Origin of the sequence: Rhodopseudomonas sp. P2A-2r (assembly GCF_026015985.1) — a bacterium.
Taxonomy (GTDB): domain Bacteria; phylum Pseudomonadota; class Alphaproteobacteria; order Rhizobiales; family Xanthobacteraceae; genus Tardiphaga.
The window spans coordinates 3,612,825-3,638,753 of sequence record NZ_CP110389.1 but is presented as its reverse complement, the minus strand read 5'-3'; the positions used below and the strand labels follow the sequence as shown (position 1 = coordinate 3,638,753).

14 protein-coding genes, 2 tRNA genes and 6 pseudogenes are annotated in these 25,929 nt (G+C 64.4%); 6 read left to right on the top strand and 16 right to left on the bottom strand.

Annotated elements, in window-relative coordinates; all coding sequences use genetic code 11:
• Positions 1-22 precede the first annotated feature (22 nt).
• Both ONR75_RS17515 and lipA read right to left on the bottom strand, forming a co-directional pair.
• On the bottom strand, positions 23-481 hold the full coding sequence (locus ONR75_RS17515) for a type II toxin-antitoxin system RatA family toxin (protein ID WP_265078390.1): 459 nt from the start codon (positions 479-481) through the stop codon (positions 23-25).
• Positions 482-490: 9 nt separating this feature from the next.
• Complete coding sequence (gene lipA / locus ONR75_RS17510; RefSeq protein WP_265078389.1) at positions 491-1,450, bottom strand: lipoyl synthase; 960 nt, start codon at positions 1,448-1,450, stop codon at positions 491-493.
• Positions 1,451-1,601: 151 nt separating this feature from the next.
• On the opposite strand from lipA, the gene ONR75_RS17505 reads away from it, so the two are divergent.
• Positions 1,602-2,225 carry a DNA-3-methyladenine glycosylase gene (locus ONR75_RS17505; protein ID WP_265078388.1) on the top strand — a complete coding sequence of 208 codons (624 nt, stop codon included), beginning with the start codon at positions 1,602-1,604 and terminating at the stop codon, positions 2,223-2,225.
• A 172-nt stretch (positions 2,226-2,397) separates the two neighbouring features.
• Here the strand turns inward: ONR75_RS17505 and ONR75_RS17500 are convergent, their stop codons facing one another.
• The 6 genes and pseudogenes from ONR75_RS17500 to ONR75_RS17475 all read right to left on the bottom strand — a co-directional run bounded on the left by ONR75_RS17500 (position 2,398) and on the right by ONR75_RS17475 (position 9,532).
• A complete protein-coding gene (locus ONR75_RS17500) occupies positions 2,398-5,271 on the bottom strand; it encodes a valine--tRNA ligase (RefSeq protein WP_265078387.1) in 2,874 nt (957 codons plus the stop codon).
• Between the two features lie 170 nt (positions 5,272-5,441).
• Positions 5,442-6,199: pseudogene (locus ONR75_RS17495) on the bottom strand (PopZ family protein).
• 258 nt (positions 6,200-6,457) lie between these two features.
• Complete coding sequence (locus ONR75_RS17490; RefSeq protein WP_265078386.1) at positions 6,458-7,849, bottom strand: TolC family outer membrane protein; 1,392 nt, start codon at positions 7,847-7,849, stop codon at positions 6,458-6,460.
• 216 nt (positions 7,850-8,065) lie between these two features.
• The gene (locus ONR75_RS17485; RefSeq protein ID WP_265078385.1) at positions 8,066-8,731 is read right to left on the bottom strand and encodes a protein-L-isoaspartate O-methyltransferase family protein; all 666 of its coding nucleotides are present in this window, start codon (positions 8,729-8,731) and stop codon (positions 8,066-8,068) included.
• Positions 8,732-8,855: 124 nt separating this feature from the next.
• Positions 8,856-8,930: transfer RNA gene (locus tag ONR75_RS17480), tRNA-Asn, on the bottom strand.
• 242 nt (positions 8,931-9,172) lie between these two features.
• Positions 9,173-9,532, bottom strand: a complete 360-nt coding sequence (locus tag ONR75_RS17475) for a hypothetical protein (protein ID WP_265083918.1) — start codon at positions 9,530-9,532, stop codon at positions 9,173-9,175.
• A gap of 55 nt (positions 9,533-9,587) precedes the next feature.
• Here ONR75_RS17475 and ONR75_RS17470 point away from each other — a divergent pair, with 55 nt between their 5' ends.
• Entirely contained in the window at positions 9,588-9,764 is a 177-nt protein-coding gene (locus tag ONR75_RS17470; RefSeq protein WP_265078384.1) for a hypothetical protein, read from the top strand.
• A gap of 91 nt (positions 9,765-9,855) precedes the next feature.
• On the opposite strand, the gene ONR75_RS17465 is transcribed toward ONR75_RS17470, so the two are convergent.
• From ONR75_RS17465 to ONR75_RS17435, 7 genes and pseudogenes are all read right to left on the bottom strand, one after another.
• A tRNA-Cys gene (locus ONR75_RS17465) sits at positions 9,856-9,929 on the bottom strand.
• Positions 9,930-10,079: 150 nt separating this feature from the next.
• Positions 10,080-10,814: a tRNA-uridine aminocarboxypropyltransferase gene (locus tag ONR75_RS17460; protein WP_265078383.1), complete on the bottom strand. Its 735-nt coding sequence runs from the start codon at positions 10,812-10,814 to the stop codon at positions 10,080-10,082.
• Between the two features lie 57 nt (positions 10,815-10,871).
• Positions 10,872-13,972, bottom strand: a pseudogene (locus ONR75_RS17455) (efflux RND transporter permease subunit).
• A pseudogene (locus ONR75_RS17450) lies at positions 13,972-17,093 on the bottom strand (efflux RND transporter permease subunit). The pseudogenes ONR75_RS17455 and ONR75_RS17450 overlap by 1 nt, the downstream one beginning before the upstream one ends.
• 53 nt (positions 17,094-17,146) lie before the next feature.
• A pseudogene (locus ONR75_RS17445) lies at positions 17,147-18,482 on the bottom strand (efflux RND transporter periplasmic adaptor subunit).
• Positions 18,472-19,901: pseudogene (locus ONR75_RS17440) on the bottom strand (efflux transporter outer membrane subunit). The pseudogenes ONR75_RS17445 and ONR75_RS17440 overlap by 11 nt, the downstream one beginning before the upstream one ends.
• 50 nt (positions 19,902-19,951) lie before the next feature.
• The gene (locus ONR75_RS17435; protein ID WP_265078382.1) at positions 19,952-20,074 is read right to left on the bottom strand and encodes a hypothetical protein; all 123 of its coding nucleotides are present in this window, start codon (positions 20,072-20,074) and stop codon (positions 19,952-19,954) included.
• Between the two features lie 288 nt (positions 20,075-20,362).
• On the opposite strand from ONR75_RS17435, the pseudogene ONR75_RS17430 reads away from it, so the two are divergent.
• From ONR75_RS17430 to ONR75_RS17415, 4 genes and pseudogenes are all read left to right on the top strand, one after another.
• Positions 20,363-21,675 (top strand): annotated as a pseudogene (locus ONR75_RS17430) (NAD(P)/FAD-dependent oxidoreductase).
• 14 nt (positions 21,676-21,689) lie between these two features.
• Complete coding sequence (locus tag ONR75_RS17425) at positions 21,690-22,568, top strand: DUF1365 domain-containing protein (protein ID WP_265078381.1); 879 nt, start codon at positions 21,690-21,692, stop codon at positions 22,566-22,568.
• Positions 22,569-22,638: 70 nt separating this feature from the next.
• Positions 22,639-23,868, top strand: a complete 1,230-nt coding sequence (locus tag ONR75_RS17420; RefSeq protein WP_265078380.1) for an SAM-dependent methyltransferase — start codon at positions 22,639-22,641, stop codon at positions 23,866-23,868.
• 94 nt (positions 23,869-23,962) lie between these two features.
• On the top strand, positions 23,963-25,000 hold the full coding sequence (locus ONR75_RS17415; protein ID WP_265078379.1) for a cysteine synthase A: 1,038 nt from the start codon (positions 23,963-23,965) through the stop codon (positions 24,998-25,000).
• Positions 25,001-25,179: 179 nt separating this feature from the next.
• Here the strand turns inward: ONR75_RS17415 and ONR75_RS17410 are convergent, their stop codons facing one another.
• On the bottom strand, positions 25,180-25,920 hold the full coding sequence (locus ONR75_RS17410) for an amino acid ABC transporter ATP-binding protein (protein WP_320109625.1): 741 nt from the start codon (positions 25,918-25,920) through the stop codon (positions 25,180-25,182).
• Between the last annotated feature and the right edge of the window lie 9 nt (positions 25,921-25,929).

Here is a 25,929-nt window from a genome sequence, read left to right as displayed (position 1 = left end):
GCTGCGCCGCGTCCGGGGAACCTCAGCTCTTGGCCCCGTAGACCTGATCGGCGCGCTTCTCGAACGCCGCAGAAAAGCGCTGGAACGCGGTGTCGAACATGGTGCCCATCAGCATGCCGAGCATCCGGCTCTTGAATTCGTAGGACAGAAAGAAACCGACATCGCATTCGGTGTCGGACTTCGGCTCGAAGGTCCAGCGGTTCTCGAGATTGCTGAACGGGCCCTGCAGATACTCCACCATGATCTTGAGGTTGGCGCGGTCCAGCGTCACGCGGCTGGTGAAGGCCTCGCGGATCAATTTGAACGCGACCGTCATGTCCGCGACGATCACCTCGGTGCCGTCAGGTTTTGTCGTGCGCTGGCGGATCTTCAGCGCCTTGCACAGCGGCACGAACTCCGGATAGCGCTCCACGTCGGCCACGAGGTCGAACATCTGCGATGCGCTGTGCCGGACCCGGCGCTTGCTGGCGAATTGAGGCATCGGATCGTCTCAGCGCGCGAGTGCAGCGCGTGCCGCCTGCAGTTTTGCAAAATCCTCGCCGGCGTGGTGCGACGAGCGCGTCAGCGGACTCGCCGACACCATCAGGAAGCCCTTGGTATAGGCGACCTTCTCATAGCCGGCGAATTCGTCGGGAGTGACGTAACGCATGACCGCGTGATGTTTTCGCGTCGGCTGCAGGTACTGGCCGATGGTCAGGAAGTCGACGTCTGCCGAACGCAGGTCGTCCATCACCTGCAGCACCTCATGGCGCTGCTCGCCGAGCCCGACCATGATTCCCGATTTGGTGAAGATGGTCGGGTCGATCTCCTTGACCTTCTGCAGCAGGCGAATCGAATGGAAATATCGCGCGCCGGGCCGTACCGTCAGATAGCCCGACGGCACCGTCTCCAGATTGTGGTTGAAGACATCCGGCTTGGCTGCGACAACGATCTCCATCGCGCCCGGCTTGCGCAAAAAGTCCGGCGTCAGGATCTCGATGGTGGTGGTCGGGCATGCCGCGCGGATGGCGCGGATGGTCTGGGCAAAGTGCTCGGCGCCGCCATCGGCGAGGTCGTCGCGGTCGACCGAGGTGATGACCACGTGATGCAAGCCCAGCTTCGACACCGCCAGCGCCACATGCTCCGGCTCCGCCGCGTCGAGCGCCCCGGGCATCCCGGTCTTGACGTTGCAGAACGCACAGGCGCGCGTGCACGTGTCCCCCATGATCATGAAGGTGGCGTGCTTCTTGTCCCAGCACTCGCCGATATTGGGGCAGCCAGCCTCCTCGCAGACGGTGACCAGGCCGTTTTCCTTGACGATCTTGCGGGTGTCGCCATAGCCGCGCGTGGTCGGCGCGCGAACCCGGATCCAGTCCGGTTTCGGCGGCGAGGCCGAATCCGGCCGGTTCACCTTTTCGGGGTGACGCGGGCGCAACTGGTTGGTGGAAACCGTATCGAGGACGACGACCATTGACTGTCCATTCTGAGTGAAACTCTAGGTAATCCGCCGCGCCGTGACCCGCAACCCACTCGCCTTGCCGTGGCTTGGTCATTAGCATGCCGGATGCCCTGCCGCACCCGTCGGCCCTTCATGCCTGCCAAGCCCTTGCAAGCCCAATTGAATGCCTCAAAGCCCAAGAGTCCCAAGTCGAACCGCTCCCGCCCCTGCAAAGGGCCTGGGAAAGCCGCTCAAGCGCGGCTTCTTCGCGCGCAGCGTTCATGAGGTGGCGCCCGAGCTGATCGGTGCCACGCTGCTGGTCAACGGCGTCGGCGGTATCATCGTCGAGGTCGAGGCCTACCACCACACCGACCCGGCGGCGCATTCGTTCAACGGGCCGACGCCGCGCAACATGGTGATGTTCGGGCCACCCGGCTTTGTCTATGTCTACCGCTCCTACGGCATCCACTGGTGCGTCAATTTCGTCTGCGAGAAGGAGGGCTCGGCCAGCGCCGTGCTGATCCGCGCCCTGCAGCCGACGTTCGGAATCGGCGAGATGCAATTGCGGCGCGGGCTTGAGGACGAGCGGTTGCTGTGCTCGGGGCCGGGAAAACTGTGTCAGGCCTTGGGGATCACCCATGCCCATAACGGGCTGGCGCTGGACGCCCCGCCATTCGACATTCTGGCGCGGACCGAGGCGCCCGAGGTGATATCCGGGACGCGCATCGGCCTCACCAAAGCGGTGGAACTGCCGTGGCGCTACGGGCTGAAAGGCTCGAAGTTTCTGAGCAAGCCGTTTTCGAAGTGAGGCTGTCTTGTCCCGGACGCGGTGCAGCGCAGGCGAAGCGAAGCTTCGCCGACAACGCTGCTCCGCAGAGCCGGGACCGTCACGGGCGACAGCGTCCGCAACGGCCCCGGATCTGCAGCGCACCACGTCGCTTCGAGACGTACTGCGCAGCGTCCGGGGCACGAGAGTAGCTTTACACCGCGCTCTTGAGCCGCTCCATGGCCTCCAGCACCTTTTCCTTGCGGGCCACGGCCTCGGCGCGCTTTTCCTTCTCTTCCTCGACGATCTCCTCCGGCGCGTTGGCGACGAATTTCTCGTTGGAGAGCTTGGCATCGACGCGCTTGATGTCGGCCTCGGCCTTGGCCAGTTCCTTGGCGAGTCGCGCCTGTTCGGCGCCGACATCGATCACGCCCTTCAGGGGCAGTGCGACGACTTCGCCGCGGATGAGCAGTTGCACCGAGCCGTCGGGGGCACGATCGGCCGATGACACCTCGCCGAGGCGTGCCAGCCGCTTGATCACGTCGCTCCAGCGCACCGCGCGCGCCTGGGTCTCGGCGGAGGCGCCGGCCAGCACCAGCGGCGTCAAGGTCGCCGGGGTGATGTTCATCTCGGCACGCACCGAGCGCACCGCGGTGACCAGATCGACCACCCAGCCGATCTCGGCTTCAGCGGCGTCATCGCGGAAGTCGGCCACGGGATCCGGCGTGGCCATCAGGATCGGCGTCACCAGCGGATCGCTGGCGGCAGTGGCGATCATCAGCGCTTCCTGCTCCTGGGTCAGGCCGCGCGCCTTCAGCGGCCACGGCGCCAGCGCCAGCAGGCCCGAGCGCGGCGCGGTCACCGCCCACAGCTCTTCGGTGATGAAGGGCATGAACGGATGCAGCAACTTGAGGATCTCGTCGCGCGCCCACGCGACCATGGCGCGGGTCTCGGTCTTGGCGGGCGAATCCTCGCCCATCATCACCGGCTTGGCCAGTTCGAGGTACCAGTCGCAATACACGTTCCAGACGAAGCGATAGGCGGCGCCGGCAGCGTCGTTGAAGCGATAGGCTTCGATGGCTTCGGTGATCTCACGGGTGGCGCGTGCGGTCTCGTGCGCGATCCAGCGATTGACCACTTCGGTTGCCTTGGTCGGATCGAAATCCGGCGGCAGGAAGCACTCGTTCATCTCCGCGAAGCGGCACGCGTTCCACAGCTTGGTCGCGAAGTTGCGGTAACCCTCGACGCGTTGCGGCGCCAGCTTGATATCGCGGCCCTGCGCGGCCATGGCGGCCAGCGTGAAGCGCAGCGCATCGGCGCCGTAATCGTCGATCAGGTGCAGGGGGTCGATGACGTTGCCCTTCGACTTCGACATCTTGGCGCCCTTCTCGTCGCGGACGAGGGCGTGGATGTAGACCGTCGGGAACGGCACTTCCTTCATGAAGTGCATGCCCATCATCATCATCCGGGCGACCCAGAAAAAGATGATGTCGAAGCCGGTGACCAGCACGTTGGTCGGGTAGTAGCGCTCCACGTCGGTGGTATCGTCGGGCCAGCCGAGCGTCGAGAACGGCCACAGCGCCGACGAGAACCAGGTGTCGAGCACGTCTTCATCACGCGTGATGAAGCCGGCGCGCTTCTCCGGATCTAGTGCCATGTCATGGCCCTGCTCTGCGGTAATGACTTCCTGCTCGACGTAATAGCCGAGCGCGTTCCCGACAGCTTCTTCCTCGGTTTCGGCGACGAACACCTTGCCGTCCGGTCCGTACCAGGCCGGGATCTGATGGCCCCACCACAGCTGGCGCGAGATGCACCAGGGCTGGATGTTCTCCATCCACTCGAAGTAGGTCTTCTCCCAGTTCTTGGGCACGAAGGTTGTTTCGCCCGAGCGCACCGCGGCGATCGCCGGCTGTGCCATGGTCTTGGCATCGACGTACCACTGGTCAGTCAGATAGGGCTCGATGACCACGCCGGAGCGATCGCCGTGAGGCACCATGTGGGTGTTGGGCTCGACCTTCTCGAGAAAGCCGAAATCCTCCAGCCGCACCAGAATGCTTTTTCGCGCGGCGAAGCGCTCCATGCCGTTCAACTCATCGACCAGTTGCTCGGAGCCAACGGGCAGACCGCGCAAATAGTCCTCGTTGTCCTCGAGCGCCAGCCGGCCCTCGGTGTCGAGAATGCTGATCTGCGGCAGGTTGTGCCGGCGGCCAACTTCGAAGTCGTTGAAGTCGTGCGCCGGGGTGATCTTGACGGCACCGGACCCCTTTTCGGGGTCGGAATATTCGTCGGCGACGATTGGAATGAGGCGGCCGACCAGCGGCAGCACGACATGCTTGCCGATCAGGTGGGTGTAGCGTTCATCGTCGGGGTTCACCGCCACGGCGCTGTCGCCGAGCATGGTTTCCGGGCGCGTGGTGGCGACCACGATGAAGGTGCTGGCGTCGTCGGGATCGAATGTCTTGCCCTGCAGCGGATAGCGCAGATGCCACAGGTTTCCCTTGACCTCGATCTGCTGCACTTCGAGATCGGAGATCGCGGTGAGCAGCTTCGGATCCCAGTTGACCAGACGCTTGTCCTTGTAGATCAGGCCTTCGCGGTGCAGTTGCACGAACACTTTCACGACGGCGCGGGACAGCCCCTCGTCCATCGTAAAACGCTCGCGCGACCAGTCGCAGGAGGCACCGAGGCGCTTCAGCTGATTGACGATGACGCCGCCGCTCTCGGCCTTCCATTGCCAGACGCGCTCGAGAAACTTCTCGCGGCCCATGTCGCGGCGACCGGGCTCCTTGCGCTCCATCAGCTGGCGCTCGACCACCATCTGAGTGGCGATGCCGGCGTGGTCGGTGCCGGGCTGCCACAGCACGTCGCGGCCGCGCATGCGCTCGAAGCGGCACAGCACGTCCTGCAGCGTGTTGTTCAGCGCATGACCCATGTGCAGAGAGCCTGTCACATTGGGCGGCGGGATCACGATCGTATAGGGCTCGGCGTCGATGCGGTCCGCGCGTCCGGCCTTGAACGCACCGGCCTGTTCCCAAGCGGCGGCCATGCGGCCTTCGATATCTGCGGGCTGATAGGTCTTTTCGATCATGACAATTCAATCGGTCAGGAGTTTTCGGCGCCTTCTCGACACCTTGGCGGGTGCGCAGGCCGAACGCGCTAGAAACCCGCCAGCGGGCGCCAAGTCAACATGATGGCAGGTATAATTGGCCGCAGCGGCCAGACAAAGGCAGCATGGAGCGGTGGCGGGCTCCCGGGCGACTAACGGCCGCCGCGCGAAACCCGCTCGATTTCGGCCTTGACGATGCGCTCGACCAGACCAGGCAGATTGTCGTCGAGCCAGGACTTCAGCATCGGCCGCAGCATCTCCTTGACGAGATCCTCCAGCGTACGGGCGTTGTTGCTCAGCACTGTATTGGCCAGCGTGTTGAAGGCAGATTCCACGGCCGATACGGTAGAATGCGACAGTATCTGCTGCTGGGCGCCGGCGGCGGGTCGTAAGACGGCGGATCGAATACCGGTGACCGCGGGCGCTCGGTAGTTGCGGCGACCGCTTCGGCGAATTCCAGGTCGTCCTCGGGCTCGACGTGCTGGAAAGCAGGTTCGGGCTCCGGATCAGGCAGCACCATGTCGTCTGTCAATTCGAACACGTCGCCGTCGGGCAGCGGCGGCCGGACCTCCTCCTCGGTCGTGGCGGCATCGAGACCGGCCAGCAGAGCGTCAATGTCGTCCTGCCCGTTGGTAGCCGCAGGCTCCGGCGCCGGTGCCGGCTTGGGCACAGGCGGCGCGGCCTTTGCGACGGCGGCCTGCGCAGCGGGAATGGCCGACGGAGGAATGTTGGTCATCGCCGCAGGCTTCGGCGCGACGGCTGCGGGCTTCGGCGGTTCCGGCTTCACCGGTTGCGGCGCGGGTACAGGCTCAGCGGCGACGGGCTTGGCTTCGTCATCGGCGATGATGCGTCGGATTGACGCCAGAATCTCCTCCATGGAGGGTTCCTGGACCTTTGCAGGCTGCGTCATGTCCGACTCCACATCATCAACATCCTCGTCCACATTTACACCAGACGAGGCTCGATTTGCCGGTTCTCGATGTGCGGGCGGGCTTTTCATCGCGCCAGCCCGACTTGTCCCCAGATCAAGCAATGCCCGACCAAGCGCATGTCACGCCGATCGCGCGTCGAATCGCCTTGCTACCTGAGGGAAAGTTACGTCATCGCAACAATCGATTGCAAGCAAAGGGCTGTGCGGACAGCCCTTTGCGCAGCCGCCGAACGTCGCTCAGCGGCCGTCGGGGGTCCGCACGCCGCCCCAGCTATCGCGCACCTGCTGGTAGTGGACGCTGGGATCGTAGACCGTGGTGGAGAGCTTGAGCACGGTCGGCGACAGCCGGCCGACCGCATTGAGCACCGCATATGATGCCACGACGCGGTCATGCTGGGCCGTGACCAGCGCAACGCGCGCGTTGACCAGCGCCTGCTGTGCATTCAACACGTCCAGCGTGGTACGCTGGCCGGCCTTGGCTTCCTCGCGCACGCCATTGAGCGCGATTTCCGATGCCGACACCTGGGCCTGCGCCGACGACACCTGCGCCCTGCCCGCCAGCAACTGTCCCCATGCCTGCACCACGCTGGCGCGGGTCTGATCCCGGGTCTGTTCCAGCACCAGACGCTGCTGGGCGAGCGATTCCTTGGACTGGCGGATCAGCGCGTATTCGGCGCCGCCCTGATAGATCGGCACCGAGATCTGGGTCACCGCAGACGCCGTGAAGCCGCGCGGACTCGAGATCGACGATTCCCAAGCCTGCTGCGCGCCGACTTGCAGCGTCACAGTCGGAAACAGCGCGCCTTCACTGACCTTGACGTTGAGGAAGCTGACGTCGATGCCGAACATTGCCGCGGTCACATTCGGGTTCTCGGTCAAGCCGAGGTCGATGGCGGAAGGCAAGGTCGAAGGCAGGAAGCGATCGACCGGCGAACCGGCAGCGAGCGCGACCGGCTCGCTGCCGATGATGCGGCGAAAATTCGATCGCGTGGTGGTCAGGGTGGATTCGGCAGTCAGCTGCTGCGTGCGGCCAGCGGCAAGCTGCGCTTCCGATTGTGCCACGTCGGTGCGGGTCACTTCGCCGACATTGAAGCGGTCGCGGGTCTGCTTCAGCGTTTGCTCGAGCACGCGGACGTTGCTGCGCTGAACTTCCAAAGTGGCTGAGTCGCGCAGATAGTCCATGTAGATGGTGGCGGCCGCCAGCATCACCGACTGCTCGAGAACGCGCAGGCCTTCGCGAGCCGACGAAACCTGGCCTTCGGCGGCACGGGTGCGGTTGGCGGTCTGCTGGCCATTGAACAGCGTCTGCGTCACGGTCGCGCCCACGGAGCGCGGAACCTGTGTGCCGGTCAGATGAGACGCGCCGAGCTGAGAGGTGGCCACGGCATCGGTGTACTGGTAGCCGGCGCTCGCGGTCACGGCGACCTTAGGGCGATAGCCCGACAGAGCCTGGGGAACGTTCTCGTCAGTGGCGCGCACCGAGGCGCGCTGGGCATTGAGCTGGGGGTTATTCTGGTAGGCGCGGATCAGCGCAGCCTCGATCGTATCGGCCCGGACGGGCGTAGCGCCGACAAATGCCAGCAAGAGGGCCGCAGTCGCAGCGCCGGTAAGGACTTTTACGCCACCCATTCGAGGTATTCCATCTATGCCGTTCACCGGCCGAGCCACAATGCGGGCTCGGGACCCGGGTCGTTAAGTCTTGAGTCTTCACTCACCATATTCCTCGCAACCGCGAGACGGAACCCCGGGAGCCGGCTCCGGTGGCTTATTCCTGTGAAAACTTGGCAGCTGGGACATCCAAGCCACACTTGAAATGCCGCGCGCACAATACAGGTCTATGTCCCCCTAGAAAACGAAGGCCGGACGTTTCTCCAACCCCGGCAGCACCGGAACTGCCGCATCGAACAGCGCCCGGGTTCCGAAATCATCCTGAGAGTGGGTGACGATCATCGCGCGCTGCGGCAGGCCCATGGCAAACACGCCGAGCAGTCGCCCACCGGGCGCCAGCTGCTTGTACAGCCCCGCGGGGACGATCTCGGTGGCGCCGACCAGCACGATCACATCGTAGGGGGCGTTGGCGGCGTAGCCATCGGCAGCCATAGCCGCCACGCATTCGACATTGGCCGAGCCGAGCTTCGCCAGGCAATCGCGGGCTTTGGCCACCAGAGCCGGACCGCCTTCGGTCGCAGTCACCCGCGCGGCCAGCTTCGCCACCACGGCGGCCGAATAGCCGGTGGCGCAACCGACCACCAGCACATTATCGGTTGGCTTGATGTCGGCGGCCTGCAGCATCCGCGCCAGCACCACCGGCTTGATCAGGAAGCGCTTGTCCGCGCCGGGCGCGCTGATGTCGAGATCGATGTCCAGATAGGCCAGCGCCCGCTGGCTGGCGGGGATGAAGTCTTCGCGCGGCACCGCCAGCATGGCGTCGATGATCCTGAGATCGGTCACATCGCTGGGACGCACCTGACCATCAACCATCTTCTGGCGGGCGGTCGAAAAATCGGACATGGGCGATCCCTTGCAAGTGGCTGTAACTTCCTCAGCAAGGAATTACGGCAGTGCCAAGTCTGATGCAAGGTTGCTTGAAAGGCAACGCCACGGAGGTCAGCGACCGGTCATGTGACGGAAATTTTGGCTCCCCGGGCCGGATTCGAACCAGCGACCATTCGATTAACAGTCGAATGCTCTACCACTGAGCTACCAGGGAACAGGCGAATTGCTTCGCAGGCCGCAGCGTATAACAAAGCATTCTCGCGTTGCAAAGCGGGAAATGCCCGGACACCCAACAAGCGTCTTTTTTGCTGGGAAAATGCAGAAAGACTCGATTTTACAGGCCTTTCTGCCGCGTCGTTGGATGCGCTTGGGCCACAAGGGACTGCGGCGCGTCCCCGGCGAATCCATTATTGAATCGCCAAAACGTCGCAATCCGGCATGAGACTAGGCGAAGTTTCAGATCGAATGAGGTATTTCATGCCGGCCATTCAGACGCGATCCACGCTCCCCCACGTCGACCCTGCCTCCCTGCCCTTCGTCAGCGATGACGAATGCCTGATCCGGCTGGCTGCAGCGGTGCAAACCCACGACAGCGACCGCCTCGACGAACTTGCCCTGTTGATCGGCCGACTCGCGGTTCCCATCGAATAGCGGCGCGCCCGATTCCAGCGGATTGAAGGCATTCTGCGTCTGGAAGGACGGCGCGTGTAGCGGCGCGCTCGGCGTTTCCGAATCGAACCATTTTCGGGATTGCGGCAATAGGCCGGTAACCAAGCTGTCTGCGGCGTGTGGATCGATACAATTTGAGCGATCCATTCAACGGCATCACAAATGCTTTTCGCCAAGTTGCGCCCAGACAGGGAGCGTGACGATGAGCGAAGCTGAATTCGAACTTTTGCTGGATATGGTCAGGACTGAAATGGAGCCGGATCCGCAGGATCTCGCCAGCCTGCAGACCTTCTTCTCAGAGGTTCCCCTGGCCGCCAACGACAATGGCACCGCGTGGCCGCTGGTTCCGTTCCCCGACGGCTGGGAAGCCTCTTGCTGACGCATTCGTTGCGTCGCCTGCCAGAGACAGGCGACTCAACCGCCTCCCGTGCAAAGCACGGATCCTCAGCCTGAGATGTCGGTTGGAGTGATGGAGGCCACGTCGGGAATCGAACCCGAATAAACGGTTTTGCAGACCGGCGCGTAACCACTCCGCCACATGGCCCCATTGGCGCTTTGTTACAGTTGGTTCGCCGTTTAGGCAATGCCCCGCTGAAATCTTACCTGAGCCGCCGTGGATGGCGGCCCTCCCCGGCCTCTCCCGTGCCGACCCGGCACCATCCGGTGTCGGATCGTCCGAGGGGCCAGCGAGCGGTCAGGCCCGCTTCTTGCGGCGGTAGTCACGTTTCGGTTTTGGCTTCGGCGCCAGCTCCGGAATGGTGCTTTGCGCCTGGCGATAGGTCGCCAGCATGCGTTCGAACGCCGCATTGAGGGTTTCTTCGACATCGGGGCGCTTTTCCAGCCGGGCGATCAGCATGCCCGCCGCCTCGATGGTGGACAGCCCGTCCTTGCGCGGTTCCTTGCGCAGCTTGCCGTACAGCGATGGCTTTGCCGGTCCGAGAATGACCCGCTGCAGCTTCAGCATCCAGGCGTTGCGCCACCACAGCGCCTTGGCCTGGCTCCAGGTGCCGTCGAGGATCACGATGCCCTGGATGTCCTTGAGCAGCGCGCGCTGGTTCTCCTCGGCTTCGCCCTTGCGGTCGATGGCCAGGATGTCGCGGTCGGTCTCGAAGTCGGCGACCTTTGCGGAGCCGAGATACAATACGGCCCAGCGCGATTGGTCCTGGACCGGACGGCCGAGCGCCTTCGCCAGGCTCGGCCACGACAGGCCGACCTTGACCACGGCGTTCTTGAAATGGGCTGCGGCGACCCGGGCGGTGCCGAGCGCGCGGTCCTGCTCCTGCGGATGCTGCAGGATCAGGATGCTCAGCTTGTTCTCGATCGGCGTGATGCTGTCGCAGACGCACAGCGGCACAGGCTTCTGGCAGCGCGGACATTCCGGGATCGCTTCGGGCGCATCACCGGCTTTCAGTTCTGAATTTTTTGACATGGTCCGTCATACGCCGCGCCGCCGCCGGCTTCAACAGTTGTGACCAGACCGGCGCCGCTATTCCGCTGGCACCGGCAGAGGTGCGGGCCTCGATCGGCTGCGCAGCCGGTCGATCAGAAGGTAAATAACCGGCGTGGTGTAGAGGGTCAGGATCTGGGAAATCAAAAGCCCGCCGATGATGGTGATACCGAGCGGCCGGCGCAGTTCGGTGCCCGGCCCGGTGGCCACCACCAGCGGAATGGCCGCGAACAGGGCCGCCAGTGTCGTCATCAGGATCGGGCGAAAACGCACGCTACAGGCCTCGAAAATGGCGTCGACCGGTGACAGCCCGCGATTTCGCTCGGCGTCGAGCGCGAAATCCACCATCATGATGCCGTTCTTCTTGACGATGCCGATCAGCAGGATGATGCCGACAAAGGCGATCACCGTGAGCGGCGTGTTGGTGACCTGCAGGGCCAGCAGCGCGCCGAGCCCGGCGGAAGGCAGCGTCGAGATGATGGTCAGCGGGTGCACGAGGCTCTCATAGAGCACGCCCAGGACGATATACATCGCGATCAGGGCGCCCAGGATCAGCAACGGCTGCCGCCCGGTCGACTTGTTGAAGTCGCCGGCGTTGCCATCGAAGCTGCCGCGAATGCCTTCGGGCATGTGCAATTCATCGACGGCGCGCTGGATATTGGCGGTCACGGAGTCGAGCTGCACCCCGGGCAGCGTATTGAACGACACGGTGGTCGAGGGGAACGACTGCGAGTGAAATACCGCCAGTGCCGACAGCGTGCGGGTGGCGTGGACCACGGCCGACAGCGGCACCTGTGCGCCATTGGCGCCGGCCACAAAGATCCGGTCGAGGTCCGACGGATCGTTCTGGAACTTGCCGTCGATTTCCATGATCACCTTGTACTGGTTGCGCTGGGTGTAGATCGTGGAAATCTGCCGCTGTGAGAAGGCGTTGTTGAGCGCGTTGTCGATGTCCTGCACCTTGATGCCGAGGCTTGAGGCGGTCTTGCGATCGATCGACAGCGTCAGTTGCAATCCGCCGGGATCGCGGTCGCTGGAGACGTCGGTGATGCCCTCGACGCTCTCCAACCGCTTGCCGACCAGGGGGCCCACTTCTGCAACAGGTCGAGATTGGTCGACGTCAGCGTGTACTGGTAGTTGGAATCGCTCTGGCGGCCGCCGGCGCGCAGATCCTGCGCTGCGAACATAAACAGTCGGATGCCTGGCACCATTCCGAGACTGCGGCGCAGCCGATTGATGACGTCTTCGGTGGAAGCGCCGTTGCGTTCCTCCGGCGACTTCAGGCTGATGAACATGGTGCCGCGGTTGGCGCCGCCGCCGCCCGGACCGCCGCCGCCAAGAATCGACCCGATGCTCTGTACGCCGGGGTCGGCCAGCACGAGGTCGGCAAGGCGCTGTTGCAGGCCGAGCATCGCCTGGAACGAGGTGTCGGCCGAGGCGCGCGTCGCGCCGATCACGAAGCCGCTGTCGTCGTTCGGAAAGAAGCCCTTCGGCGTCTTGATGTAGAGCGTCACCGTGAGCGCGATGGTGGCGAAGAAGACCAGCAGCGTCAGCAGCGGGAAGCCCAGCACCACATGAAGCGTGCGCTCGTAGAACGCCACGATACGCGACAGCGTGCCCTCGACAATGCGGTCGAAACGCGTCTCGGTGCTCGACAGGCCGGTCTTGATGTAATGCGCGCAGATCATCGGCGTCACGGTCAGCGACACCACGGTGGAGACCACGATGGAAAAGGTCAGCGTCAACGAGAACTCGCGCAAGAGACGGCCGACCAGCCCGTCCATGAAGATCAGGGGCGTGAAGGCGGCGATCAGCGACAGGCTGATCGACAGCACCGTGAAGCCGATTTGCCGGGCACCTTCCAGCGCCGCCTGCAGCGGCGCCATGCCCTCCTCCAGATTGCGGTACATGTTCTCGATCATGACGATGGCGTCGTCGACCACGAAGCCGACCGAGATGGCCAGTGCCATCAGCGACAGGTTGTTGATGGAGAAGCCGGCCAGCCACATGCCCGCACAGGTTCCGGCCAGCGCCAGCGGCACCGAGACGCCTGCCGCGATGGTGGGGATGCCACGGCGCAGGAACGCAAACACCACCACCATCACCAGGATGGCTGTGGCCAGCAGCGTCCACTGCATATCCTCGACCGAGGCGCGGATCGTGCCGGTGCGGTCGGTCAGGACGGAGACCTCGATACCGGCGGGGATCCATTGCTTGAGATCGGGGATCAGTGCCTTGACGCGATCGACGGTGTCGATGACGTTGGCGTCGCCCTGCTTGGTGATCTGGATCAGCACCGCCGGCTGCTTGTTGAACCAGGCGATGGAGCGGCTGTTGCGGGTGGCATCCTGGACGTCGGCCACATCCGACAGCCGCACATAATTGCCGTTCGAACTTTTGACGATGATGTCGCGGAATTCCTTGGCCGTACGCATTTGCGGGTTCATCGACAGCGTTTCGCTCTGCCGCGCCCCCTGGAAGATGCCGACCGGACCCAGCGGATTGGCGTTGACGATGGCGGTGCGGACGTCGTCGGTGGCGATGCCGGCATTGGACAGCGCTACCGGATTGAGCTGGATCCGTACCGCCGGCTGATCCGCGCCTGATGCGGTGACCTCGCCGACCCCCGGCACCTGCGAGATCCGCTGCACGATGACGGTATCGGCGACATCGTAGATCGCGCTGGCCGACATGGTCTTCGACGTCAGCGCCAGGATGAACACCGGCGCCGCCGACGGGTTGGCCTTGCGGAAATTAGGCAGCGTCGGCAGGTCGGTCGGCAGGTCGGCAAGCGATGCGTTGATCGCGGCCTGCACATCGCGCGCGGCGCGGTCGACGCTGCGGCCGATGGCAAACTGCAGCTGGATGCTGGTGGTCCCCAGCGAACTGGTCGAAGTGATCTGGTCGAGGCCGGCGATCACGCCAAGCCGCCGTTCCAGCGGAGCGGCCACCGTCGCCGCCATGATCGCCGGATCGGCGCCGGGCCGGCTGGCCGAGACCCGGATCATGGGGAAGTCCACATTCGGGACCGCCGCGACGGGCAGGAAATCGTAGGCGACGGCGCCGATCAAAAACAGGCCGATGCCGAGCAACGTGGTCCCGACCGGGCGCCTGATGAAGGGTTCCGAAATGGACGCCATTACGGCGCTCCCTTTGCCGCTTCTGCTGTCGGCGGCAGCGGGGCGGACGGCACGGCTCTCTCGAAGCGGCGATTGATGCGGTCCAGCGCCAGGTAGATCACCGGCGTGGTGTAGAGCGTCAGCAACTGGCTCAGCACCAGACCGCCGATGATCGACACGCCCAGCGGAAACCGGAGCTCGGCGCCGGTGCCGCTTTCTACCGCCAGCGGCAACGCGCCGAACAGCGCGGCGAGCGTGGTCATCATGATCGGTCGGAAGCGCAGCAGGCAGGCCTCGACAATAGCCGCTTCCGGCGTCATGCCGCGATGTCGCTCGGCATCCAGCGCGAAGTCGATCATCATGATGGCGTTCTTCTTGACGATGCCCATCAGGAGGATGATGCCGATCAGGCCGATCACTGAGAGGTCCTGCCCGGTCGCCATCAAAGCCAGGATCGCGCCGACGCCGGCCGAGGGCAGCGTCGAGAGAATGGTGATCGGGTGGATGTAGCTCTCATAGAGCACGCCCAGCACGATGTAGATCGTCACCAGTGCCGCGAGGATCAGCCAGGGCTGGCCGGACAGCGATTTGGAGAACTCAGCGGCATCGCCGGCGAACAGGCCGACGATGCTGCCGGGCATGCCTATCCGGGTCTCGATTTTCCGGACTTCCTGCACGGCGTCGCCGAGCGCCTCCCCGGCGCCAGGTTGAAGCTCAGCGATATCGCCGGAAACTGCGCCTGATGCGAAATCGCCAGCGGCGCCGTGGTGCGCGTCAGCGTCGCCACCGCCGACAGCGGCACCTGGGCGCCGGCGGCGCCGGGCAGATACAGCTTGGACAGAACGTTCGGATCGCGCTGCTGCGACGGCAGCGCCTCCAGCACCACACGGTACTGGTTGGCCTGGCCGTAGATGGTTGAGATCTGGCGCTGCGCGAAGGCGTCGTTGAGCGTGTCGTTGATGGCCTGCAGACTGACACCGAGCTGGCCGGCGCGCTGGCGGTTGATATCCAGCGAGGCGCGCAATCCGCCGGCCTGGTTTTCCGACGAAACGTCGCGGAACATTGGATCGCGGCGCAGTTCGGCAACCAGTCGCTCCGACCACAGCGTGACCTGCGTCGAGTCCGTGCCGGTCAACGTATACTGGTACTGCGAACGGCTGGCCTGGGTGCTGATCTGGATATCCTGCACCGGCTGGAAATACACCGTCATCCCGGGAATGCCGGCGACGCTCTGCTTCAACCGCACGATGACCTGGCCGATGTCGTCCTTGCGCTCGCCGCGCGGCCTCAGATTCAACACAAGGCGGCCGACATTGGTGGTCGGGTTGACGGTGCCGCCGCCGATCACCGAGACCACGCCGGTGACGTCGGGGGCGGCCTCGATGGCCGCTGCCACTGCGCTCTGCCGGCTCTGCATTTCGGCGAAGGACACATCGGCGCCGGCTTCGGTCACCGCCGTAATCGCGGCGGTATCCTGCAGCGGCAGGAACCCCTTGGGGGCGACGATGTAGAGCACCACGGTGGCCGCGACGGTCAGGAACGTCACGACCAATGTGGCGCGCTGGTGCTGCAGCACCCACAGCAGCGTGCGGTGATAGAACGCGACCATGCGATCGATGCCGCGGCTGACCGCGGCGAGACCGGGCACCTGCCATTCCTCACCGGTGTGCTTCAGCAGCCGCGAGCACATCATCGGCGTCAGGGTGAGCGATACGACAGCCGAGGTGATGACGGCGATGGTCAGGGTCAGCGCGAATTCGCGGAACATGCGGCCGACCAGGCCCGACATGAACAGCAGCGGGATGAACACCGCGATCAGCGACACCGTCAGCGAGATCACGGTGAACCCGATTTCGCTGGCGCCGCTCAGGGCTGCCTGCATCGGGCTCTCGCCATCCTCCATGTGCCGGACGATGTTCTCGATCATGACGATAGCGTCGTCGACCACGAAGCCGGTGCCGATGGTCAGCGCCATCAGGGAAAGGTTATCGAGGCTGAAGCCGGCGAAATACATCACCCCGAAGCTGGTGATCAGCGACAGCGGCAGCGCCACCCCGGCAATCAGCGTCGCTCGCAGCGAGCGCAGGAACAGCAGCACCACCAGCGTCACCAGAATGACCGACAGCAGCAGCGTGAACTGCACGTCATGCACGGAAGCCCGGATGGTGACGGTGCGGTCGCTGACCACGGTCAGCTTGACGCCGGCCGGCATCGAGCGCTGCACCTTCGGAATCTCTTCGTTGATCTGGCGCACGACCTCGATGACATTGGCGCCGGGCTGGCGCTGGATCTCGATGATCACCGCCGCCGTGCCTTGATACCAGCCGCCGGTGCGGTCGTTCTCGAGCCCGTCGACGATCTGGGCGACGTCGCCGATCGTCACCGGCGCGCCGTTGCGATAGGCGATGATGATGGGGCGGTAGGCGTCGGCCGCGGCGATCTGGTCGTTGGCGGCGATGGTGTAGGCCTGCTGCGCGCCGTCGAGCGAGCCCTTCGGCCCGGACACGTTGGCGCCTGCGATCGCGGTGCGCAGGTCCTCCATCGCGATGCCATAGGCGGCGAGCCGCGACAGGTCGGCCTGGACCCGCACGGCCGGCTTAAGGCCGCCGAGCACGGCGACGCGGCCGACGCCGGAGATCTGGCTCAGCCGCTGCGCCAGCAGCGTGTCGGAGATGTCGCTCATGGCGCGCAGCGAGATGGTGTCGGAGGTCAGCGCCAGCGTCATCACCGGCGCATCGGCCGGATTGACCTTGGCGTAGACCGGCGGGTACGGCAGGTTCTTCGGCAGCACGCCGGCGGCGGCATTGATCGCCGCCTGCACGTCCTGGGTGGCGCCGTCTATATCCCGGTTGAGATCGAACTGCAGCGATACCGAACTGACGCCGAACGAACTGGTCGATGTCATCGAGGTCAGCGACGGAATCTGGCCGAGCTGCCGTTCCAGCGGCGCGGTGATCAGCGAGGCGATCACATCCGGGCTGGCGCCTGGCAGTTGCGTCGAGACCTGCACGGTCGGGAAATCGACCTGCGGCAGCGCCGAGACCGGCAGCGCCCAATAGCCAAGCGCGCCGCCGATCAGCAGCGCCACACCGAGCAGCGACGTCGCGACCGGCCGGCGAATGAAGGGTTCCGAGACGCTCATGGCTGCGCGCTCTTCGCTGTTGCGTTGGTCAAATCAGGTGGCCGATATCGACGTCATGGCTGCTTGGCTGCGCCGGGCGCGGCGCTGCTGGGCGCCTTGGCAGGACCGGTCTGTCCCTTCTGGTCGCCCTCGCCCGAACGCCGTTCGCCGCGCTGGCCACGCTTGCGCGGCGCCAGGTCGGCGGTCGGCTCTTCGCTGTTGCTGCCGATCGTCACCTTGCTGCCCTCGGCGAGATTGGCAAAGCCGGTGGTCACAACGCGGTCGGTCGGGGAAAGCCCCTTGGCGATCACCGCGTCGGTCTCGGTCTGCTGGGTCACCGTGACCGGCACCGCCTTCACGACCTCACCCTCGCCAATCACATAGCTGAAAGTCCCGGCGGGGCCGCGCTGCACGGCCGATGTCGGAACCACCAGCGCCTTGGACAGGGTCTCGACCTTCAGGCGCACATTGACGAACTGGCCGGGCCAGAGCTGGAAGGTGGCATTGGGAAATTCTGCCTTCAGCTTCACGGTGCCGGTGGTGATGTCGACCTGGTTGTCGATGCCGGTCAGGGTGCCGTTGTCGATGACGGTGACGCCGTCATTGCCGAATACGTCGACGGCGAGCGTCCCCTTGGCCGCCGCGGCATTGGCACGGACGATCTGCTGCTGCGGCAGGCTGAACTGCACCGCGATCGGCTGCAGCTGGGTGATGATCACCAGGCCGGTGGTGTCGGAGGCATGGATGATGTTGCCCTGGTCGACCTGGCGAAGCCCGGCCCGGCCGGACAGCGGCGCGATGATCTTGGTATAGCTCAGCGTCGCCGCGGCATTGTCGATGGCCGCCTGGTCGGAATTCACCAGGGCTTCCTGCTGCGCCACGACCGACTTCTGCGTGTCGGCCTGCTGCTTGGAGCCGGCATTAGATGCGGCCAGTTGCTGATAGCGAATAAGGTCGAGCCGGGCATTGGCCAGCGTCGCCTCATCTTGAGCCTTCTTGGCGACGGCCTGATCGTACAGCGCCTTGTAGAGCACCGGGTCGATCTCGCCGAGCACGTCGCCCGCCTTGACGTCCTGGCCCTCCTTGAAATTCACCTTGATCAGCTTGCCGTCGACCTGGGCGCGCACTGTGACGTTGTTCAGCGCTTTCACCGAGCCGACGCCGTCGAGATGAGACGGGCACGTCCATAATCCGTGGCTTCGCCGCCAGCACCGGCACGCTGAGGTCAGGACGCACGCGTTCGGCGGCCTGTTTCTGCTGCATCGCCCGCCAGCCGATATAGCCGAGGCTGCCCAGGATGATCAGCATGACCAGGATCGAGACCGTGCGGCGGCGCGCGCGCCCGGCGACGCGGGTGACACCCTCGCCGGCGGCCTTCGCGGTCTCGTTCAATTCCGGCTTAAAGAGCATTGACCGGCTTCTCCATCTTCGGCTCCCAACCGCCGCCCAGCGCCTGATACAGGCTGACGATCGCCAGCAGCCGCGCCAGTTGGGCCTGGGACAGCGCATCTTCGGCCTGAAATAACGTCAATTGGGTGTTCAACACAGTCACGATGTCAGCCGTCCCGGCGCGCAGTTGCTGCTCGGAGAGCTGGAATGCGCGCCGCGACGCCGTCACCACATCACGCTGCAATCGCAGCTTTTCGGACGTCTGGCGGATCGCCACCAGGGCATTGTCGACATCGGCGAAGGCCGACACCACGGTCTTGCGATAAGTCTGCAGCAGCTCGTCCTGCTTCGCCTGGGTCAATTCGAAATTGCCCCGGATCCGGCCGCCGTCGAAAATCGGCTGGGTCAGGCCGCCGACCAGGCTGAAGAACGCGGCATTCGGTTGGAACAGCGCTACCAGCGCCGAACTCTGATAGCCGCCCTGCCCGGTCAGCTGGATGCTGGGAAAGAACTGCGCGCGGGCGCTGCCGACATTGGCGGTGGCGGAGGCGAGCTGGGATTCCTGGCGGCGGATATCCGGCCGCTGCGTCAGCAACTCCGAAGGCAGGCCTGGCGTCACCCGTGGCGACGAAATGTTGTTCAGCGAGCCGCCGGCAACGCGCACGCTCTCCGGGGGCGCGACACCAGGGTGGCCAGCGCGTTGACGTTCTGGGCCAGCGTCTGGCGCAGCGGCGGCACAGCGGCGCGCTGGTTGGCGAGCACGCTCTCCTGCTGGGCGACGTCGAGGTCGGTGCCGGTGCCGGCACTGAGCCGCTGCTTGATGGCATCGAGTATCCGCTGCGCGCTGGCGATATTGCGTTCGGCGGTCCGAATGCGGTCCTGCGAGGCCAGCACCTGGAAATAGGCGTTGGCGACCGCGGTCAGCGTGGTCAGCGCCACCACATCGCGATCGAAGCGGTTGGCGTTGGCGGTCTCTTCGAGCGCCAGCGCGGCGTCGCGATTCTTGCTCCAGAAGTCGATTTCGTAGCTCGCACTGAGCGAGGCCGAATAATTGACGATCTCGCGCCCATTATTGGTCAAGCCGCTGGCGCTCGAACCCGAGGTCCGGGAATAGGTTTCCTGCCCGCCTCCGCTGAGGCTCGGCAACAGCGCCGCACCGGTGATTCGCGCCTGGGCATCGGCCTGGATAATGCGCGCGGTGGCCGCCGCGATATCCAGATTGACGGTCTGGGCCTCCTCCATCAGCTGGGTCAGTTCGCGCGAGCGGAAGCCGCGCCACCAGTCCAGCGCCGGAACCGCGCCGCCGGAATTGGCCAGCCGCGCCGCCTGGTAAGACGCCGGAACGTCGAGCGCCGGGTCCGGCAGGTCCTTGGTGAGAATGCAGCCCGACAGCGACACGGCGACTGCGCAAGGCATCAGTCTTCCGCCGATCCGGAGCATCAGCCGCCGCCCCGCCGGCCCGGCCGGCAACCGCCATGGCGACGGTGATGTCACGTCAGCGCCTCGACGCGGGCATCGCTGCGCTGACGCGCTTCCGGGAACATTCCGACGTTTTTCACTGCAGCTTGTGGCACGTTCACGAGCGATTCTTCTTTCAAGGGACTGAAGGCCATTGTAGCGGGCGGATTCCGGCGCGGACAGCATTGATCCGCGTTTGCCCCGGAAAGTGCGGCCTCGGCTGAGGCGTCGCCAGCCGCACCGGACTCTCAAGAATCTCCATATTCCACGGTACTTTTATGCAGACTGGCCGGATTGTCGCATGTGGCAGTCTTACCAAGATTTCATGTGATTTTATGTGTCTGGTGGCGTTATGGCGGCGCGCCCCCGGCCGAGCCGCTCTGGTTTGAAACCTCCATCGGTTACCAACGTATCTCTACAGCAACAAATGGCGGGGGCTGGGAATGCGCGTGGCAGTAATCGGAACGGGAATCGCCGGCAACGCGGCGGCCTGGGCCTTGTCGAAGCGCTATCCGGTCACTGTCTACGACCGCGAATTGCGGCCCGGGGGCCACAGCCACACCGTGACCATCGACTATGACGGCGCGGCGCTGGCAGTCGATATCGGCTTCATCGTCTATAACGAGCTGAATTATCCCGACCTCACCGCCCTGTTTGCGCATCTTGGCGTCGACACGGTGGCGAGCTGCATGAGCTTCGCAGTCAGTGCGGATGCCGGGCGTTTCGAGTGGAAAGGCGGCGGCATATCCTGGGCCGAAACGGCCCGCGGCCTGTTCGTCCAGCCCAAGAACCTCCTGTCGCCATCGTACCTGCGCATGCTCCGCGACATCCTGACCTTCAACGAGCAGAGCGTGAAGGACCGAACCGAAGGCTTGCTCGGCACCATGACGCTCGGCGAATACTTTGCCTGGCGAAAATTCGCGCCGCGGCTGCTCTCGGATTACCTGGCGCCGATGGGCGCCGCGATCTGGTCCGCACCGGCCGAGCAAATGCTCGATTTCCCCGCCGAGAATTTCGTCGCGTTCTTCAGCAACCATCGCCTGCTGCAATATGATCGTCCGGTCTGGCGCACGGTCAAAGGTTGTAGCCAGCGCTACGTCGAAAAACTGGTATCGGCTTTCGGAGACCATCTGCGGCTGGGATGCGCGGTGACGTCCATCGCGCGCACGGCGCATGGCGTCGTTGTCAATGACAGCCATGGTCGCAGCGATACCTACGACCATGTGGTAGTGGCGTCGCACAGCGACCAGGCGCTGGCGATGCTGGCAGATCCCAGCGTCGAGGAACAGGAGATCTTGGGCGACATCGGCTACGCGCCCAACGTCGTCTACCTGCATCGCGACCCCCGCCTCATGCCCAAGCGCAGAGGCGCATGGGCGTCATGGAACTTCCTGCGCTGGCAGCGGGAGGAAGCTCCATCAACGACGTCGCCGTCACCTACTGGATGAACCCCTTGCAGGGCATCGCCGACGACAAGCCGCTGTTCGTCAGCCTCAACCCGCCCTTCGAGCCCGAGCCGGGGCTCACATTTGGTCGCTATCTGTGCGACCACCCGCGATACAATGCGGCAGCCTTCGCCGCGCAAAAACGGCTCGGCGAGATTCAGGGGCAGCGCCACACCTGGTTCTGCGGCGCCTGGACCGGATATGGATTTCACGAGGACGGGCTGCGCTCCGGCCTGGCGGTCGCCGAGGCGCTCGGCGCGACGGTGCCGTGGCGGGAGCCGCCGCCTGAAATGGCAGAAGCCGCGGAGTAACGATGCCGGCGGACATGACTCAGGCGACAACACGACCGGACGCGGCACATGCCGCGGCCGTGCTTTACTTCGGCGATGTCATGCATGCACGCCTGAAGCCGATGGGCCATCGCTTCAGCTATCGCGTCATGAGCCTCTTGATCGATCTCGACCAGCTCGAGACAGCCAGCAGGGCATCGCGGTTGTTCGGCGTCAACCGTGCCGCGCTCTACAGCTTCCATGAATCCGATCATGGCGATCGCGATGGCTCGTCGCTGCGCGCCTATGCGCAGCGTTGCGCCGCCGGGCACGGCATCGACTTGACCGGCGGCAGGGTCACGCTGCTGTGCTACCCGCGCCTGCTCGGCTACACCTTCAATCCGCTGTCGGCCTATTTCTGCTACCAGCCCGACGGCACGCTGGCGCTGATGATCTATGAGGTGCGCAACACCTTCGGCGACATCCATGCCTATGTGCTGCCGGTGCAACCGGGCGAGTGCAGTGCGGCCGGCATCCGGCAGCAACAGGACAAGCTGTTCTACGTCTCGCCGTTCCTCGGGATGGCCATGCGCTATCATTTTCGTGTGTCGCCGCCCGGACAGAACGTGAAGCTGCGCATCCTGGAAACCGACGTCGAGGGCCCGATCCTCGCCGCCACCTTCATCGGGGAGCGGCGCCCACTCACCACAGCGGCTCTGCTGCGGTCCTTCATCTCACTGCCGCTGGTGACCTTGAAAATCATGGCCGCCATTCATTGGCAGGCGCTGCGGCTGTGGATCAAGGGCGCCCGGCTGGTGCCGCGACCGGCGCCTCCAAATACTACCTTGGCTGCAGACCCTCGCAGTGATTATAGTCAGGAGCTAATGTCGTCGCGGACTGCGAATTCCGCGGCGCATAAGGGGGCTCTTGTTTAATCAAGCGGCTACGGCCACGCACAGTCGTCGCGCACTCGGACACAGAGCCACGCTACTCGATGGATCTGACATGTCTGAACTGATTGCCCTGACGCCCGAAAATGTGGAGACCCAACTCGCGGATCTGCCGCGCATTGTGCGGCTGGCCTTCGGCTTCGGATCGCGCCTGCGACGCGGGACGCTGGACGTCACCCTGCCCGATGGCCGCCGCGTGCGGCTCGGCGGCATGGAACCCGGCCCAACGGCGGCCATGACGATCTACGGCTACGGCTTTGCATCCCGTCTGCTCAATGGCGGCGATATCGGCATCGCCGAGGCCTATCTGCATGGCGAGTGGGATACGCCGGACCTGACCCAGTTCCTGTATCTGTTCTGCGTCAATCACGACCTGATCCAGGCCATGCTCGGCGACAATCCGCTGATGCGCTTCGTGCAGATCGTCCGTCACTGGTTCAACCGCAATACCAAACGACAGGCGCGCAAGAACATTTTCGCGCATTACGACATCGGCAATGCATTCTACTCGGCATGGCTCGATCCGAGCATGACCTATTCGTCGGCGATCTATGAGGACCACACCCAGGATCTGACCGCGGCCCAGAACAACAAGTATCGCCGCCTCGCCGAAGCCATCGACCTGCGGCCCGGCCATCGGGTGCTGGAAATCGGCTGCGGCTGGGGCGGCTTTGCCGAATACGCCGCCAAGAACTACGGCGCCCATGTGGTCGGCCTCACCATCAGCACCGAGCAGCGCGACTTCGCGCAGAAGCGCATCCAGGCGGCCGGCCTTGGCGACCAGGTCGAGATTCGGTTCCAGGACTATCGCGATGAGCGCGGCCAGTACGACCGCATCGCGTCCATCGAAATGATCGAGGCGGTCGGCGAGCAATTCTGGCCGCAATATTTCTCACAACTGCGCGACCGCCTGATGCCCGGCGGGCTGGTCGGGATTCAGGCCATCACCATCCAGGACAAGTTTTTTCAGACCTACCGGCGCGAGGTCGACTTCATCCAGCGCTACGTGTTTCCCGGCGGCATGCTGCCGTCGCCCGAGATCCTGAAATCGCTGGGCACGCGGTTCGGTGTGCCTGTCATCCGCGAGCGGATTTTCGGGCAAGACTATGCCAAGACACTGGCCACATGGAGAGATAATTTCCGCGCGGCATGGCCGAGCCTGACGCCGCTCGGCTTCGACGATCGCTTCCGGCGGCTCTGGGAATACTACCTTGCTTATTGCGAGGCCGGGTTCCTGTCGGGAAATATCGACGTGCGGCAGGTGGTGTTCGCCAAGGTGGAGTGACTGCGGCCAGGAAGGGCTGCTTCCCTTGTGCAGCCCCCGGCCGTCCACTAGGGTCGCCGCAACATTGGCATCCCCGCTGGCAGAATTCCGCATCATGAACATTGATAACGACGTCGTCGAAGCAATCGGCAACACGCCGCTGATCAAGCTCAAGCGTGCTTCCGAGCTGACCGGTTGCACCATTCTCGGCAAGGCCGAATTCATGAATCCAGGCCAGTCGGTCAAGGATCGTGCGGCGCTGTTCATTATCCGTGACGCCATCGCGCGCGGCACGCTGCGGCCGGGCGGCACGGTGGTCGAAGGCACGGCCGGCAACACCGGAATCGGCCTGGCCCTCGTGGCCAATGCGCTCGGCTTTCGCACGGTGATCGTGATCCCCGACACGCAGAGCCAGGAAAAGAAGGACATGCTGCGGTTGTGCGGCGCCGAACTAATTGAAGTGCCGGCGGTGCCCTATGCCAACCCGAACAACTACGTGAAGCTGTCCGGCCGCCTTGCCGAGCAACTCGCAAAGAGCGACCCGAACGGCGCGATCTGGGCGAATCAGTTCGACAACGTCGCCAACCGCCAAGCCCATATCGAAACCACGGCGCCGGAAATCTGGCAACAGACCGACGGCAAGATCGACGGCTTTGTCTGTTCGGTCGGCTCCGGCGGCACACTCGCCGGCGTCTCGCTCGGCCTGAAGAAATTCAACGACAAGATCCGGATCGTGCTCGCCGATCCGATGGGTTCGGCGCTGTACGAGTACTACAAGCACGGCGCGCTGAAATCCGAGGGCTCATCGATCACCGAGGGCATCGGCCAGGGCCGCGTCACCGCCAACCTCGAAGGCGCTGTGGTCGACGACGCCTACCAGATCCAGGACGACGAAGCCGTGCGGATCGTCTTCGATCTGCTCGAACACGAAGGCATCTGCCTCGGCGGTTCCAGTGGCATCAACATCGCCGGCGCGATCCGGCTCGCCAAGGACATGGGCCCCGGCCATACCATCGTGACCATCCTGTGCGACAACGGCAGCCGCTACCAATCGAAACTGTTCAATCCAGCCTTCATGCGTTCGAAGAACCTGCCGGTGCCGGAATGGCTGGAGCAGAAGAGCAGCATCAGCGTGCCGTTCGAGAAGGTGTGATAACTTAACTCTCAGCAGACTCTGTCGTCATCCTGAGGCGCCGTCGCGCAGCGACGGCCTCGACGGGTGGCCGCACGCGCGGGCGTTCGCGGCCGCATCCTTCGAGGCTCGCCCTGTCGGGCGAGCACCTCAGGATGACGGCGACAAAGCTCGTGCCGGCGCAAAGCGCACGACGAGCGTCAGCGCAAAATCTGCCCGAGAAACAACTTGGTCCGCGCGTGCTGCGGATGGGCGAAGAACTCCGCCGGCGTGTTGGCCTCGATGATCTGGCCGGCGTCCATGAAGATGACGCGGTTGGCGACTTCCCGGGCGAAGCCCATCTCGTGGGTCACCACCAGCATGGTCATGCCCTCATTGGCGAGATCGACCATGGTGTCGAGCACTTCCTTGACCATCTCCGGATCGAGCGCCGAGGTAGGCTCATCGAACAGCATCACCTTGGGATTCATGGTCAGCGCGCGCGCGATCGCGACGCGCTGCTGCTGGCCGCCGGAGATCTGACCGGGATACCTGTTGGCCTTGTCGGGAATCCGCACACGTTCGAGATATTTCATGGCCGCCGCCTCCGCGTCCTTCTTCGGCATGTTGCGCACCCAGATCGGCGCCAGCGTGCAGTTCTCCAGCACGGTGAGGTGCGGGAACAGGTTGAAGCTCTGGAACACCATGCCGACCTCGCGGCGGACGTCGTCGACCCGGCGCAGGTTTGGCCCAAGCTCGATGCCGTCGACATTGATGCGGCCCTCCTGGAACTCCTCCAGCGCGTTGATGCAGCGGATCAGCGTGGACTTGCCGGAGCCCGACGGGCCGCAGACCACGATGCGTTCGCCGCGCCCGACACCCATCGAGATGTCGCGCAGCACATGAAAATCCCCGAACCATTTGTTGAGGCCGGCGATGGTGACGATCGGTTGCGTTGTCATAGTCGTTGA